Annotated in this window: 13 protein-coding genes; 8 read left to right on the forward strand and 5 right to left on the reverse strand. The window is 37.1% G+C overall.

Annotated elements, in window-relative coordinates; all coding sequences use genetic code 11:
• Positions 1–4 precede the first annotated feature (4 nt).
• Positions 5–970, forward strand: coding sequence for a LacI family DNA-binding transcriptional regulator (locus IGL37_RS04860; RefSeq protein ID WP_002363772.1), 966 nt, complete (start codon positions 5–7; stop codon positions 968–970).
• A gap of 32 nt (positions 971–1,002) precedes the next feature.
• On the opposite strand, the gene IGL37_RS04865 is transcribed toward IGL37_RS04860, so the two are convergent.
• Together IGL37_RS04865 and IGL37_RS04870 are read right to left on the reverse strand one after the other, a co-directional pair.
• A complete protein-coding gene (locus IGL37_RS04865; RefSeq protein ID WP_016627164.1) occupies positions 1,003–1,533 on the reverse strand; it encodes a DUF5067 domain-containing protein in 531 nt (176 codons plus the stop codon).
• 270 nt (positions 1,534–1,803) lie between these two features.
• Positions 1,804–2,517 (reverse strand): GntR family transcriptional regulator, encoded by a 714-nt coding sequence (locus tag IGL37_RS04870; protein WP_002395823.1) that lies wholly within the window; start codon positions 2,515–2,517, stop codon positions 1,804–1,806.
• A 242-nt stretch (positions 2,518–2,759) separates the two neighbouring features.
• Between IGL37_RS04870 and IGL37_RS04875 the strand changes: the two genes are divergently transcribed.
• From IGL37_RS04875 to IGL37_RS04885, 3 genes are all read left to right on the forward strand, one after another.
• Positions 2,760–4,193 carry a glycoside hydrolase family 1 protein gene (locus IGL37_RS04875; protein ID WP_002366531.1) on the forward strand — a complete coding sequence of 478 codons (1,434 nt, stop codon included), beginning with the start codon at positions 2,760–2,762 and terminating at the stop codon, positions 4,191–4,193.
• Positions 4,194–4,217: 24 nt separating this feature from the next.
• Positions 4,218–5,267: an oxidoreductase gene (locus IGL37_RS04880; protein WP_002386658.1), complete on the forward strand. Its 1,050-nt coding sequence runs from the start codon at positions 4,218–4,220 to the stop codon at positions 5,265–5,267.
• A 472-nt stretch (positions 5,268–5,739) separates the two neighbouring features.
• Positions 5,740–6,198 (forward strand): DUF441 domain-containing protein, encoded by a 459-nt coding sequence (locus tag IGL37_RS04885; protein WP_002357887.1) that lies wholly within the window; start codon positions 5,740–5,742, stop codon positions 6,196–6,198.
• A 38-nt stretch (positions 6,199–6,236) separates the two neighbouring features.
• On the opposite strand, the gene IGL37_RS04890 is transcribed toward IGL37_RS04885, so the two are convergent.
• From IGL37_RS04890 to efbA, 3 genes are all read right to left on the reverse strand, one after another.
• On the reverse strand, positions 6,237–6,578 hold the full coding sequence (locus IGL37_RS04890; RefSeq protein ID WP_002391631.1) for an iron-sulfur cluster biosynthesis family protein: 342 nt from the start codon (positions 6,576–6,578) through the stop codon (positions 6,237–6,239).
• Between the two features lie 73 nt (positions 6,579–6,651).
• A complete protein-coding gene (locus IGL37_RS04895; RefSeq protein ID WP_033918052.1) occupies positions 6,652–6,915 on the reverse strand; it encodes a hypothetical protein in 264 nt (87 codons plus the stop codon).
• Positions 6,916–7,070: 155 nt separating this feature from the next.
• The gene (gene efbA, locus IGL37_RS04900) at positions 7,071–8,783 is read right to left on the reverse strand and encodes a fibronectin-binding protein EfbA (RefSeq protein WP_002360516.1); all 1,713 of its coding nucleotides are present in this window, start codon (positions 8,781–8,783) and stop codon (positions 7,071–7,073) included.
• 219 nt (positions 8,784–9,002) lie between these two features.
• On the opposite strand from efbA, the gene IGL37_RS04905 reads away from it, so the two are divergent.
• The 4 genes from IGL37_RS04905 (at position 9,003) to IGL37_RS04920 (ending at position 13,188) form a co-directional block, all read left to right on the forward strand.
• Entirely contained in the window at positions 9,003–9,662 is a 660-nt protein-coding gene (locus IGL37_RS04905) for a hypothetical protein (protein ID WP_002386659.1), read from the forward strand.
• An 860-nt stretch (positions 9,663–10,522) separates the two neighbouring features.
• Complete coding sequence (trpX, locus tag IGL37_RS04910) at positions 10,523–11,512, forward strand: tryptophan ABC transporter substrate-binding protein (protein WP_080005624.1); 990 nt, start codon at positions 10,523–10,525, stop codon at positions 11,510–11,512.
• A gap of 24 nt (positions 11,513–11,536) precedes the next feature.
• Entirely contained in the window at positions 11,537–12,424 is an 888-nt protein-coding gene (locus IGL37_RS04915; RefSeq protein WP_002357879.1) for an ABC transporter permease, read from the forward strand.
• Positions 12,421–13,188 carry an ABC transporter ATP-binding protein gene (locus IGL37_RS04920; protein WP_002357878.1) on the forward strand — a complete coding sequence of 256 codons (768 nt, stop codon included), beginning with the start codon at positions 12,421–12,423 and terminating at the stop codon, positions 13,186–13,188. Before IGL37_RS04915 ends, IGL37_RS04920 begins: the two co-directional genes overlap by 4 nt.
• Positions 13,189–13,201: the final 13 nt, after the last annotated feature.

Genomic DNA, 13,201 nt, shown 5'->3' on the forward strand with positions numbered 1-13,201 from the left:
GTCCATGGTAGGAATTAAAGATATTGCAAAAAAAGCAGGCGTATCAATCTCGACCGTTTCTTACGCATTGAATGGTAGTTCAAAGGTAACTGAAGAAACACGAACGCGCATCCAAGCAATTGCTGAAGAGCTAAACTATGTTCCTAACATGGCCGCTCGCACATTAAAACGTCGTCAAACCAATATTATTGGTGTCTATTTGGCCGATTATGGCGGTAGTTTTTATGGTGAATTGTTGGAGGGGATTAAGAAAGGCTTAGCACTGTTTGATTATGAGATGATTGTCTGCAGCGGTAAAAAGTCACATCTTTTCATTCCTGAAAAAATGGTGGATGGGGCAATTATTTTAGATTGGACATTTCCAACAAAAGAAATTGAAAAGTTTGCTGAACGAGGCCATTCGATCGTTGTCCTTGATCGAACCACTGAACATAGGAATATTCGGCAAGTTCTCTTGGATAATCGTGGCGGTGCCACGCAGGCAATTGAGCAATTTGTCAATGTGGGTTCAAAAAAAGTTCTTCTGCTTTCTGGACCAGAAAAAGGTTATGATAGCCAAGAACGATTGGCTGTTAGTACACGAGAATTAACTCGTTTTGGGATACCTTATGAAATTATCCAAGGCGATTTTACCGAACCTTCTGGCTATGCGGCTGCTAAAAAAATTTTGAGTCAACCACAGACAGAACCAGTCGATGTTTTTGCTTTTAATGATGAAATGGCGATTGGTGTCTATAAATATGTTGCAGAAACAAATTACCAAATGGGGAAAGACATTCGGATTATTGGTTTTGATAATTCTGAACTAGGTGCGTTTGTGCAACCGCGATTAGCAACAATTGCCTATTCTAAACATCGATGGGGCATGGTGGCTGCAGAGAAAATTATTCATTTAATGCGGGGAGAAGCTGCTGAGAGCGAACACATTTACACACGTTTTATAGAAGGAGAATCTTTTCCGTCTGAATAATAAATAAAAAGTTTGGTCCAATGCTAGCTAAGCTAGCGGACCAAACTTTTTTCTGTAATGGTAATTTCTTCTGATGCAATGGGTTCATCCAGACTGAGAAGGCGATCTCTAAATTTAAAATGGACCGGCTTGTTCTCATTAATAAATTCATACGGGTAAGCGACTTGGATTGTTTCACCAGGATTGATTTCATCTGCTAAACGATCTAATTTGTCTTGGAAAGGTGAATCTGTTAAGACTGCATATTGTAAATTTTGGGCTTTTCCGTGGACAGTTTGACTAACTTCCATAAAACTTTGAATCATTAGCTGAATATTTTGTGTTTTTTCGGTTGTATTGGTTAATTCAAACAGGACATAAAACATTGGTTTGCCTTGATAATCTTTTCCTTTATGCAAGGCAGTTAAGGCTAAACGCCCATCTGGAACCAACAATGTTCGATTTTCATACGTCCCAATACTTGTCGCCAACACTTCATCAGGTGCGGGCGCACTTTGACTTGCTGGGCTGCCACTTACAGTTGAACAAGCACTTAATAAGGTACTTAGAACGAGTAAGCTCATTAAAATGTAGGGTTTCCTCATATAAAGTCCTCACTTTGGTTGATTGACTATGTAAAAAACAAATTGCTTGTATCTATATTAAAAAGAGTGCTACAAGCAATATTTTAATCGTAGTTCTAGTAAATAGCAATACTTTTATCAAAATTCATGTTTGGAAATATAATTTGAAAAATATTTTTAACTAGCAGAAAAACATTTCTAACAAAAAGTATTGGCTCAAAGTAAAGAGATCGTTTTGTTAGAAATGAGAAATGGCAACATAAAAGTTTTCTATTTTTCTGCAATTAAGACAGTTTCAAAAGTGAATTCACTAGGAATATGATTCGCAATTGAGTATTCAAAAATATGTCCATTGCCTAGGTAAGCAATTTGTTCTGCACGCATCAGGAAATCATTATCGGTTAAGTTTAAATATTTTTTTTCCAACGCAGAAGGACGGATCCCAGAAATGCTGACCCGCGCACTTTGAATTTTTTGATGCAATTGTTCCGAAATATATTGATAAATGGAGACTTTCAATTCTTTCATTGTCAAGTTCGGAATTAGGGCAACGGGCATCCAAGTATATTCAATAATTGAGGGCACATCTTCAATAATCCGTAAGCGAATAATTTTGTAGACTAACTCTTCTTCTGTAATACTTAATTTTTCAGTCACCCAAGGCTCAGGTACTTCTGTTGCAAAGCCTAAAACCACGGATTCAACTTTTCCATCGTAGGTTGAGTAAGTGCCGGTTAACGGAGAAAATTTAGTAATGGTTCGATTTTGAAAGTCTTGAACAAAGCTGCCCGAGCCACGTCGTCTGACAATATAACCTTCTTGCACAAGCAAATGTAAGGCTTTTGTAATGGTTAGTTCGCTGACCTGATATTTTTCTGCAAGAAGACGACCTTGGGGTAACTTTTGATTAATTGGATAAACACCTGCTTCAATATCCTGTTTTATAGCTGCATAAATTTCTTTATAACGTGTATTTGTCCGCATCAGAGTCCTCCTTTATCACCAGTATTTCTCTCATTATACCATGAATTTAACATGTTAAAACTATATATTTATTTTTAATGTAACCACTTAATAATCAAGTACTTAAATAAAAGTAGTTGACTTATTCTTTTTAAAACTATATAGTTTTAAAAGTAAACAGAAGAACTTATTGATCTGATTGGTACTTTTTGTGAAAACCTTTTACAATAAAAGGGTAGCACAGAAAAGAGGGAGGTATGACAATGGAACATCATCAACTAAAAGCATTTCCGCAAGATTTTTTATGGGGCTCTGCTTCGGCAGCTTATCAAGTAGAAGGTGCTTGGAATGAAGACGGCAAAGGCGCATCTGTTTGGGATGAATTTGTTCGGCTACCAGGAAAAACGTTCAAAGAGACAACTGGCGATTTAGCCGTCGATCATTATCATCGTTTCAAAGAAGATGTGGCTTTAATGAAACAACAAGGTTTAAAAGCATATCGTTTCTCGATTGCATGGACACGAATTTTACCTGAAGGGCGTGGTCAAGTAAATCAAGCGGGACTGAAATTTTATTCAGATTTAATTGATGAGTTATTAGCGGCAGGAATTGAACCAATGGTAACTTTGTATCATTGGGATTTGCCAGCTGTTTTGCAAAAAGAATATGGTGGCTGGGAATCAAGAAAAATTATTGATGATTTTGTGGCCTATGCGAAAATTTTATTTGACGCTTTCCGTGGCAAAGTTCGCTATTGGATTAGTTTAAATGAACAAAATGTGTTTACTTCGTTAGGTTATCAATTAGCCGTGCATCCTCCCGGCGTAACAGATAATAAACGGATGTATGAGGCCAATCATATTGCTAATTTAGCCAATGCAGCAGTGATTAATGCGTTTCATGAATTAGAAATGCCTGGCAAAATTGGCCCTAGCTTTGCTTATACGCCTGTTTATGCCGTTGATGCGCATCCTGCCAATGTTTTGGCGGCAGAAAATGCAGAAGATTTGTTGTCGCATTTTTGGTTAGATGTCTATCTTTGGGGAGAATACCCAATTGCCGCATTAAATTACTTACAGGAGCAAGGTGTGGCCCCAACGATAAAAGAGGGCGATTTAGCGTTACTACGTTCAGCCAAACCTGATTTTCTAGGTATTAATTATTATCGGACGGATACGGTTGCTGCTAATCCATTAGATGGCGTCGGAATAGGGAAGATGAATACAACGGGTGAAAAGGGTTCTGAAACGGAATCTGGGGTACCGGGTTTATTTAAAAAAGTAAATAATCCATATGTTGAACGGACGAACTGGGATTGGGCCATTGACCCGCAAGGTTTGAGAATTGCCTTACGACGATTAGCTAGTCGCTATCAAGTCCCTATTTTAATTACTGAAAATGGGTTAGGCGAATATGATACCTTAACAGAAGATAAACAAATTCATGATACGTATCGCATTGATTATTTGCGAAGCCATATCCAAGCGATTCAAGAGGCGATTACGGATGGTGTTTCAGTTATTGGTTATTGTACATGGAGTTACACCGATTTACTGTCGTGGCTCAACGGCTATCAAAAGCGTTATGGTTTTGTCTATGTGGATCAAGATGAAACACAAAAAGGTTCCTTAGAAAGAATCCCGAAAGACAGTTATTATTGGTATCAAAAAGTCATTGAAACAAATGGACTTATCTAATTATAAGAAAAGAGTGTGGAAAATATGACAGTAAAAATGGGGTTTATTGGATTTGGTAAAAGTGCCAATCGTTACCATTTACCTTACGTAATGATTCGAGAAACACTAGAAGTGAAAACGATTTTCGATTTACATGTTAATGAAAAAGCAGCAGCGCCCTTTAAAGAAAAAGGCGTAAATTTTACCGCTGACCTTAATGAATTATTGACGGATCCAGAAATTGAATTGATCACAATCTGTACACCTGCGCATACACATTATGATTTAGCCAAACAAGCCATTTTAGCTGGTAAATCAGTGATTGTGGAAAAACCATTTTGTGATACGTTAGAACATGCAGAGGAATTATTTGCTTTAGGGCAAGAAAAAGGGGTAGTAGTGATGCCTTATCAAAATCGACGTTTCGACGGCGATTACCTAGCGATGAAGCAAGTAGTAGAGCAAGGCTTTTTAGGAGAAATCAATGAAGTGGAAACACATATTGATTATTATCGACCAGGAAGTATCACGGAACAAGGACCTAAAGAAAATGGTTCGTTTTACGGACTAGGCATTCATTTAATGGATCGCATGATTGCTCTTTTCGGGCGTCCAGATCAAGTCACTTATGATATTCGTAATAATGAAGTGAGCGAGGCAGTCGATAATTATTTTGACGTTGATTTACATTATGGTTCAAAATTAAAAGTAAAAGTTAAAACGAATCATTCTGTCGCTAGTCCGTATCCACGTTTTATTGTTCATGGCAGCAATGGCTCGTTCATCAAATATGGCGAAGATCAACAAGAAAATGATTTAAAAGCCGGAATCATGCCGGATGCACCAGGATTTGGAGAAGATTCACCAATGTATTATGGAGAAGTGACCTACCGTAATGGCAATGGCGACTGGATTAAAAAACAAATTAAAACGCCTGTAGGTGATTACGGTCGTTATTATGATGCCGTTTATGAAACGTTGAAAAATGGTGCACCGCAACTAGTAACTAAAGAGCAAGCATTAACTAACATCGAAATTTTAGAAGCAGGTTTTCTTAACCCAAGTCCAAGTGTTTATCATTTGAAAGAAAACTAAAGCGTATTTAAATGACTTGAAAAGCGCCTGCCCTACAGTCCAGACAACTGTGGGGCAGGCGCTTTTATTTATAAAGAATTGTGAATTTTAATATAAGAAACGTATATTGTTAGTAAAAATAAAAAAAGGAAAGACATCTTAGTAGCACTACTTCCCCAAGAATTGCTACTAAAATGTCTTTTGTGATGCTCGCTCAATTGAAGAGCCTTAAATAGGATATCGAATATCCAGTATAAATGCAAGTAAACTACTTTATAGTTAATATTAGTATACTTCATAAAATAATTTTTCAAAGAGGAAAGGCTTGTTATGAGAAAAAATTAATTTTTAACTCGTTTTTTCTAAGCAAGATTCGGGTGAAAAAGACAATAATTACTGAAGCTGAATGGTAATTAAAGAGGTTCTTTGCTAAAATAGGAAAGACAAGAAAGTTTGGTTAACGAAAGAACCAAATCAGAAAGGAGGACAACCAGTGGAAAGTTGGCTTTTTTTACTACTGATTGCCTTGATTGCGTTTGTTGCAAAAAATCAAAGTTTATTAATTGCATCAGTTGTTGTGCTTGCTTTAAAAGCTTTACCAAATAGTGCGAAAATCATGTCGTGGTTGTCAGATAAAGGCATTAATTTAGGGGTCACAATTATTTCAATTACCATTTTAGTCCCGATTGCTACAGGACAAATTGGCTTAAAGGATTTAATCCAATCATTCAAAACACCGATGGGATGGCTGGGGATACTTTGTGGAATTCTGGTAGCTGTTTTATCCTCAAAAGGAGTAGGTTTAATTAATCAATCGCCAGAGATTACGGTGGCCTTAGTTTTTGGAACGATTCTTGGCGTCGTTTTTTTAAAAGGAATTGCAGCTGGTCCGATTATTGCATCGGGGATGATGTACGTAATCATTACTACCTTTCAAGCCTTTCAACACTAAAAAAGCAAACAAAACGCGTAAACGTTTTGTTTGCTTTTTTAGTGTTGATAAATGTCCACATTACTATCTAATATGCCACTTTCATTTTTTAAAGTAATGGTTCCCGCATTCGGATGAATCACTAGCTGTAAATGCCCTGTTAAAAACATTTGGTCATACGTCGAAGTATAGACGTGAAAAGAATCATTAGCAATTGTTTCGGTATAAGGCGCTTCCGCTTGATCAACAGGAACGATAATGAAACGATCGCCAATCATACAACAACCTTCTGCGGAAGAATAAGGATTAGAGCCGTCATTTGCTACCAACAAGAAGGTGTTCGTTTCAGTTAAGAAAGGGGCTAAACGTTGTTTTACTTCTTCAGAAATAGTCAGAGACATTTGCCTCACTCCTTTAAATAGTATGTAAAAGGAAGAGGGTAGCTTGTCGCTATGCCGCTCTTCAAAGGTTTTATTATTTGCTTGTTTCTTTACTGCTTTTTTTGAAAAGAGCAATAGAAAAGGCGACAACTAAGACAACTGTTGCAGCTAAAACAAATGGATTTTTTGTTGCTGATGTGAACCCTAGGACTGTTGAACCAATCGCACCTACGTAAGATAAAATAATCGCTGATTTCTTTGGTGTTGAAAGTTCTGTAAAGCTATCGCGGAAGGCGACACCTAAACCTAAAGCGCCAATAAAGGCAAACATCCCAAAAATAATGTGTAAAAAGACCATGAATTTCACCTCCAACAGTCAGTATAGAGAGAAATGGCTAGTTTGTAAACTAATTGAGCTTACTTGTGTTATTTATCACTTGATAAATGTCTTTGCCAATGCAAAAAAACAACGTACGATCAATCGGCAGTACGTTGTTTTTTAGTTTAATATAATTAGGAAGCAGAATCCTTATTTTGCTGGATTTTTTTGATTGATTCTTCTGTTGGCGTCACATATAACGTTCGTTGGTTTTCATAAATCACATAACCTGGTTTTGCTCCATTGGGTTTATGCACATGTTTTACTTGGACATAGTCAACAGGCACTTGTGAAGAAAGTCGATATTTTGAAAAATAAGCTGCTAGAAGTGCGGCTTCAGTAAGGGTTTCTTCGCTAGGATGTGCGTCACGAATAATTACATGAGATCCAGGAATATCTTTGGCATGGAGCCAATAATCAGTTTTTTTAGCGGTTCGTAAAGTCAATTGATCATTTTGCAAATTGTTTTTTCCAACGAGAATAGGTGTGCCATCTGTGGCATAAAAAAGATCGGGTTGGCTTTTTTTCGGCTGTTTTTGTTTTTTATTTTTTTTACGTTTTAAATAGCCTTGTTCAATCAGTTCTTCACGAATCACTTCAATGTCCATTGGTGTCGCAATTTCAAGTTGTGCCACAACTGACTCTAAATAAGAAATTTCTTGTTGTGTTTGCTGAATTTGTGTCTTAACAACTCGGACAGCATTTTTCAATTTTTGGTATTTTTGAAAATATTTTTGTGCATTTTGATTAGGTGAAAGTGCAGGATTTAGCGAGATACGCAACGGTGCATTTTCTTCATAATAATTTGGTAATTCCACCTCGGTGGCTCCTTTTGGGACTTGTGCCATGAAGGTTGTTAATAGTTCTCCGTCGCGACGGTAATTTTCAGCGTTTTCTGTATCGGCTAAGGTTTGTTGTAATTTTTTAAGTTTCTTTTGATTTCTTTTTAGTTCATTTTCAATTTTGCGAATTAGTTCGCCGCCTTGTTGTTTGACACGGTCTTTCTCTGCTTTACCAGAATAAAAGGCATCTAGTAATTCACTGAGTGTCGGATACGTTGTTTGTTCACCAACTAATGATTGATAAGGAATGGGCGTAAAATATTCTTTTTTTTCAGTGACTGTTAATGTCGGTACAACAGCTTCAGTGACTGAGGACCAAAATTCCGTCCAGATGGCCATTTTTTCATTTGGTTGTGCAAGTAAACGGGCACTTAATTCGTCTGCTGTATCTTTGCCTAGACCTTGGAAATGTTGTTGTAAATAGCGTCCGTTTAATTCAGGAGCTGTAGAAAGAAGCGCAAAGACTTCTTCTTTTGAGGCCGTGAGCGGATTAAGTCCCATTGGTTTTGGCGGTTCAATATAAGTTGCTCCAGGAAGCAACGAACGATAACTATTTTGGCTCATTCCAATGTGTTTTATCGCATCTAAGATTTTTCCAGAAGATTGGTTAACTAAAACGATAGTACTGTGACGTCCCATTAATTCAACAATCAAAACAATATTTTGTAAGTCACCTAGTTCATCTCTTTTTGAAAAGGTGAAGTGAATCACGCGATCATTTTCTATTTGTTGAATCGTTTCTAAAATGGCACCGTCTAGAAATTTTCGTAACATCATCACAAAATTAGGAGGTGTTTCCGGATTGCTATAGGTAATTGTAGATAGTTGTATGCGCGCATAACTAGGATGTGCTGATAATAATAATTTATGGTTTTTACCTTTCGCACGAATGACTAAAACGACTTCGTTTTCATAAGGCTGATGGATTTTTGAAATCCGGCCACTTACGAGTGTTTCTGTCAACTCATGAACCATGCTATGAGTAAATACGCCATCAAATGACATAATAAATCCCTCGTTTCTTTCCGACTAATAGCTTTATTATAGCGGAGTTTTTGAATTTAAGAAAGAAGCTTGTTAAAAAGGAGTTGGGTTTTCCTTAGAAAGCTGGGGAAGTTTGCTGGTTTTTTTAGTAATTAAAGCGCAAGGGTAGGCAAGAAAGAAAATGATTAGTATAATAGATAAGAACTAAAAGCGAGGAGCGATTAGAAGTTGAATAATTTTATGGAAGAACTAAAAGAGGCACTTTATGAATTAAGACAAAGAAAACTGTTAATGATTACCGCTATTGTAGCATTAGTATTAATAATTGGCTCAATCATTTTTATTCCAACGATGCAAAAAAATATTCGAGCTGCTCAAGTTGAATCGTTAGTCGCAGGACCCATCAAATCAGAGAAAGTCAGTGTCTTAGATTACAAAACAGCAGACAAGAAAATCCAAGAAACAGGAGCCATGTCAGTCATGTTTGCTAAACCATCTGGCAAGCAATACGATCAAATGGTGAAGCTGTTTAATTCAGATAAAATGAATGAATTTCATCGTTCGCTGTATATCTATCCGTTAATTTATAATGCTGGCAAAGCACAAGAGCAATACAATGTTAGCGGCGATGAGATTACGCTTGTTTTCTTTGAAAACGGCAAAGAAAAGACACGGACGGTTGTCGAAAAATCTATGGATTTAAAAACACAATTAATACCAGAATTAAATCGATTACCAATGGCTGGCGTTTTGAAAGACCAACAAAAGGCGGCCCAAGAAGCTGAAAAAGAAGCAGCAAAGACCGCTGAAACACAGACGACGACCAGCACGACTGGCGTTGCTCAATCTACTGAAACGACGACAGAAAGCACTGATACAGTACCAGAAACTGGTGAATAATAGCTAGCTATGTTAAACTTAGATTGTAGAAAGTTTTAAGGAATTAGAAAGAGGGGATTTTCGATGGCATTAGTAATTTCAATGACGATTTTAGTAAGTTTATGGCTGATTCAATCGCAAAAACAAGCAGTTAAAGTTCCCGTGAAAATTGAAAGAAACCGAAACAATTAAGTGGTAAATATGCTGAAATAAAGAAAAACGAGCCTCTCATAAGAGTGGCTCGTTTTTTAGAAGTAAAAGAAATGCAAGAAAATAAAAACTTTTTCTTGACGAACAAAATCAATATAGTGTAGACTACCTTTAACAACATAACTAGGAGGGAAAATACATGACACAATTATCTAACGTAAAAGAAATGCACCAATCATGGCAAAACTGGCGTAGATAGTTGTATGTATGATTCTTTCATAGATACAACTTTAGAAGACTTATTCTAAAAAGTGTATCTATGCTGGTTATATTCAAGAAGAAAAAACGACCACATAGAGGACCCATCTATGTGGTTTTTGTTTTGCAAAAAAACAACGACCACTCCTAAACACTTAGGATAAGTCGTTGTTTTTTTGCTACGAATCACTACGATTGGCACGAAGTGACAGAGTAGATGATGAGTAGCACAAGGTGAACGAAGAGAACGTTGTCCCATTCGTAGAAAAAGTACTCCTGCGATTCTCACCAAAATTGCGATCCTCGTCGCAGCTAAATCCTGACATTTGTAAAAAAGTGTTCCTAGGATTTTGACTAAGCAGAGGATTACGAATCTCAGTTTCACTTTCAACGGAAGAAACGCCCTATAGATAATGGTTTTATTATTAAAAAGAAAAAGTTGCCAAACAAAAGGGCAGTTAGGAGAATGCAAAATGAAAAATAAACGTTTAACGTTTGTCGTGTCTTTATTAGCTATTTATTTAATTGGTGCTTTTTTTGTGAATCAAAAAGTGACGAATTCAAAGAAAGAAACAGTTACTGTAGGGGTTCTGCAGTTTGTCAGTCACCCCGCATTGGATGAAATTTATAAAGGTGTTGAGGAAGGGTTAAAGGAAAATGGCTATGACAAAGACAAAAACTTAGAAATTATTTTTCAAAATGGTCAAGCCGACCAGAGTAAGTTAGCAATCATGAGTCAACAATTAGTACAAAAAAAGGCAGACGTTTTAATTGGTATCGCCACGCCAGCTGCGCAAGCGTTAGCCAACACTACCCAAGAAATCCCAATCATTTTAGGCGCCATTACGGACCCTGTTAGTGCAGGATTGGTGAAAGACAATCAAAAGCCAGGCGGTAACATCACGGGTGTTAGTGATCAATCACCTTTGTCAGCCCAGATGGATTTACTAAAAGAATTGATACCAGCTGCCAAAAAAATAGGTATTCTCTATGCTTCCTCAGAAGAAAACTCTCGATACCAAGTAGCTGAAGCGCAGAAAGCAGCTGAAGCCAAAGGATTGACAGTGAAAACATATGCTGTGCCATCAAGTAATGAAATTGCACAAACGGTTCAAGTGATGACTAAGGAAACAGATGTGATTTATATACCAACTGATAATACGATTGCTAATGCCATGCAAACGGTAGTCGGAGAAGCAAATCGAACCAAGACGCCGATTATTCCTTCGGTGGATACAATGGTAGAACAAGGCGGTTTAGCAACTGTAGGGATTAATCAATATGCATTGGGGGTACAAGCCGGCAAAATGGCAGCAGAGGTTCTGTCTGGAAAAAGTCAACCAGCAACTACACCCATTTATACCTTTAATACAGGCGACACAATTATCAATGAAAAACAAGCTCAAAAGTTAGGAATTACGATTCCCGCAGAGTTAGCAAAAAAATCGAAATTGATTAACTAATTATCAAAGAAAGTAGGAGAAGCGATGATTGTTTCAGCAATTGGACAAGGAATGTTATGGGCCTTGTTAGGACTAGGTATTTTTATGACTTATCGTATTTTAAATTTTCCAGATATGACCACAGAAGGTTCATTTCCGTTAGGAGGGGCGGTTTGTGTAACTGCCATTACAACAGGGGTTTCACCATTTGTAGCGACTCTTTTAGGGGTCGGAGCAGGAATGCTTGCCGGTTTAGTGACTGGTTTACTATTTACAAAAGGAAAAATTCCAATTATTTTAGCAGGAATTTTAGTGATGTCTGGTTTAAATTCCGTGATTTTATTTGTGATGAAATCGCCAAATAAGTCTTTATTAAACCAACCGAAGATTCAAGATGTTTTTCAAAAAATGGCCTTACCAGATTATTATGATACTATTTTTTTAGGGATTAGTGTTTTGGCTGTGGTAATGATTTTACTGTTATTTTTCTTTAACACTAGTTTAGGACAAGCCTATATTGCGACAGGTGACAATGAAGAAATGGCTCGCTCGATTGGCATTCAAACGGATCGCATGAAAATTTTAGGATTGGTTTTATCGAATGGCTTGATTGGCTTATCTGGCGCTTTGATTGCCCAAAATGATGGATATGCGGATGTAAGTAAAGGAACCGGCGTCATTGTGATTGGCTTAGCTTCACTCATTATTGGTGAAGTACTGTTTGGAGAATTAACGTTTGGTGAACGGTTGATGGCGATTGTTGTAGGGAGTATTATTTATCAACTATTGATTTTATTAGTGATTAAATTAGGCTTTGATACGACATATTTGAAAATCTTCTCAGCAGTGATTTTAGCAATCTGTTTAATGATCCCACAATTGAAAAAAGCATTACGACTACATGGCTTTTCTGATAAGGGGGAAACGAAATGAAACCAGTTGTTGAATTAAAAAATGCGACAAAAATCATTGATAATGGGATGAATGAAAAAAAAGTGATTTTGGATCATGTGAACTTAGCCATTTATCCTGGGGACTTCATTACTGTTTTAGGTGGAAATGGCGCAGGCAAGAGTACGCTATTCAATAGTTTAGCAGGAACTTTGACACTAACAGAAGGACAATTTTTAATTGAAGGAGTCAATCGCACCAATCTTTCTGAAGTCAAACGGGCCAAATCTCTAGCGCGTGTTTTTCAAGATCCTAAAATGGGGACAGCACCAAGAATGACTGTGGCAGAAAATTTATTGCTTGCCATGAAACGCGGACAAAAACGTCCCTTAACATTACGGAAGATAAATGAGCAACGCGCCTTGTTTACAAAAATCTGCCAAGAAGTTGGCAATGGCTTGGAAAATCATCTGGATACACCGACAGGTAACCTTTCTGGCGGTCAACGCCAAGCCTTAAGTTTATTAATGGCCACTATCACAAAACCAGAATTATTACTTTTAGATGAACATACTGCTGCCTTAGATCCCAAAACATCCAAGCAGTTGATGCACTTAACGGAACAACGGATTGAAGAAGGGAACTTAACTTGTTTGATGATTACCCATCGAATGGAAGATGCTTTACGATATGGCAATCGTTTAATTGTTTTACAAAAAGGTAAAATTGTTCAAGATTTAAACGCTGCTGAAAAAGCACAATTAACGCTACAAGATTTATTGCTGTTCTTTGAAGAAGTAGAATAAAAAACAAGCTCGT

Source organism: Enterococcus sp. AZ119 (assembly GCF_050546175.1).
GTDB classification, from domain to species: domain Bacteria; phylum Bacillota; class Bacilli; order Lactobacillales; family Enterococcaceae; genus Enterococcus; species Enterococcus faecalis.

Excerpts from the sequence above, each read along its gene's own strand:
- IGL37_RS04860 (WP_002363772.1), top strand. The coding sequence starts at position 5 with ATGGTAGGAATTAAAGATATTGCAAAAAAAGCAGGCGTATCAATCTCG.
- IGL37_RS04865 (WP_016627164.1), bottom strand. The coding sequence starts at position 1,533 with ATGAGCTTACTCGTTCTAAGTACCTTATTAAGTGCTTGTTCAACTGTA.
- IGL37_RS04870 (WP_002395823.1), bottom strand. The coding sequence starts at position 2,517 with ATGCGGACAAATACACGTTATAAAGAAATTTATGCAGCTATAAAACAG.
- IGL37_RS04875 (WP_002366531.1), top strand. The coding sequence starts at position 2,760 with ATGGAACATCATCAACTAAAAGCATTTCCGCAAGATTTTTTATGGGGC.
- IGL37_RS04880 (WP_002386658.1), top strand. The coding sequence starts at position 4,218 with ATGACAGTAAAAATGGGGTTTATTGGATTTGGTAAAAGTGCCAATCGT.
- IGL37_RS04890 (WP_002391631.1), bottom strand. The coding sequence starts at position 6,578 with ATGTCTCTGACTATTTCTGAAGAAGTAAAACAACGTTTAGCCCCTTTC.
- IGL37_RS04895 (WP_033918052.1), bottom strand. The coding sequence starts at position 6,915 with ATGGTCTTTTTACACATTATTTTTGGGATGTTTGCCTTTATTGGCGCT.
- efbA (WP_002360516.1), bottom strand. The coding sequence starts at position 8,783 with ATGTCATTTGATGGCGTATTTACTCATAGCATGGTTCATGAGTTGACA.
- IGL37_RS04905 (WP_002386659.1), top strand. The coding sequence starts at position 9,003 with ATGGAAGAACTAAAAGAGGCACTTTATGAATTAAGACAAAGAAAACTG.
- trpX (WP_080005624.1), top strand. The coding sequence starts at position 10,523 with ATGAAAAATAAACGTTTAACGTTTGTCGTGTCTTTATTAGCTATTTAT.
- IGL37_RS04915 (WP_002357879.1), top strand. The coding sequence starts at position 11,537 with ATGATTGTTTCAGCAATTGGACAAGGAATGTTATGGGCCTTGTTAGGA.
- IGL37_RS04920 (WP_002357878.1), top strand. The coding sequence starts at position 12,421 with ATGAAACCAGTTGTTGAATTAAAAAATGCGACAAAAATCATTGATAAT.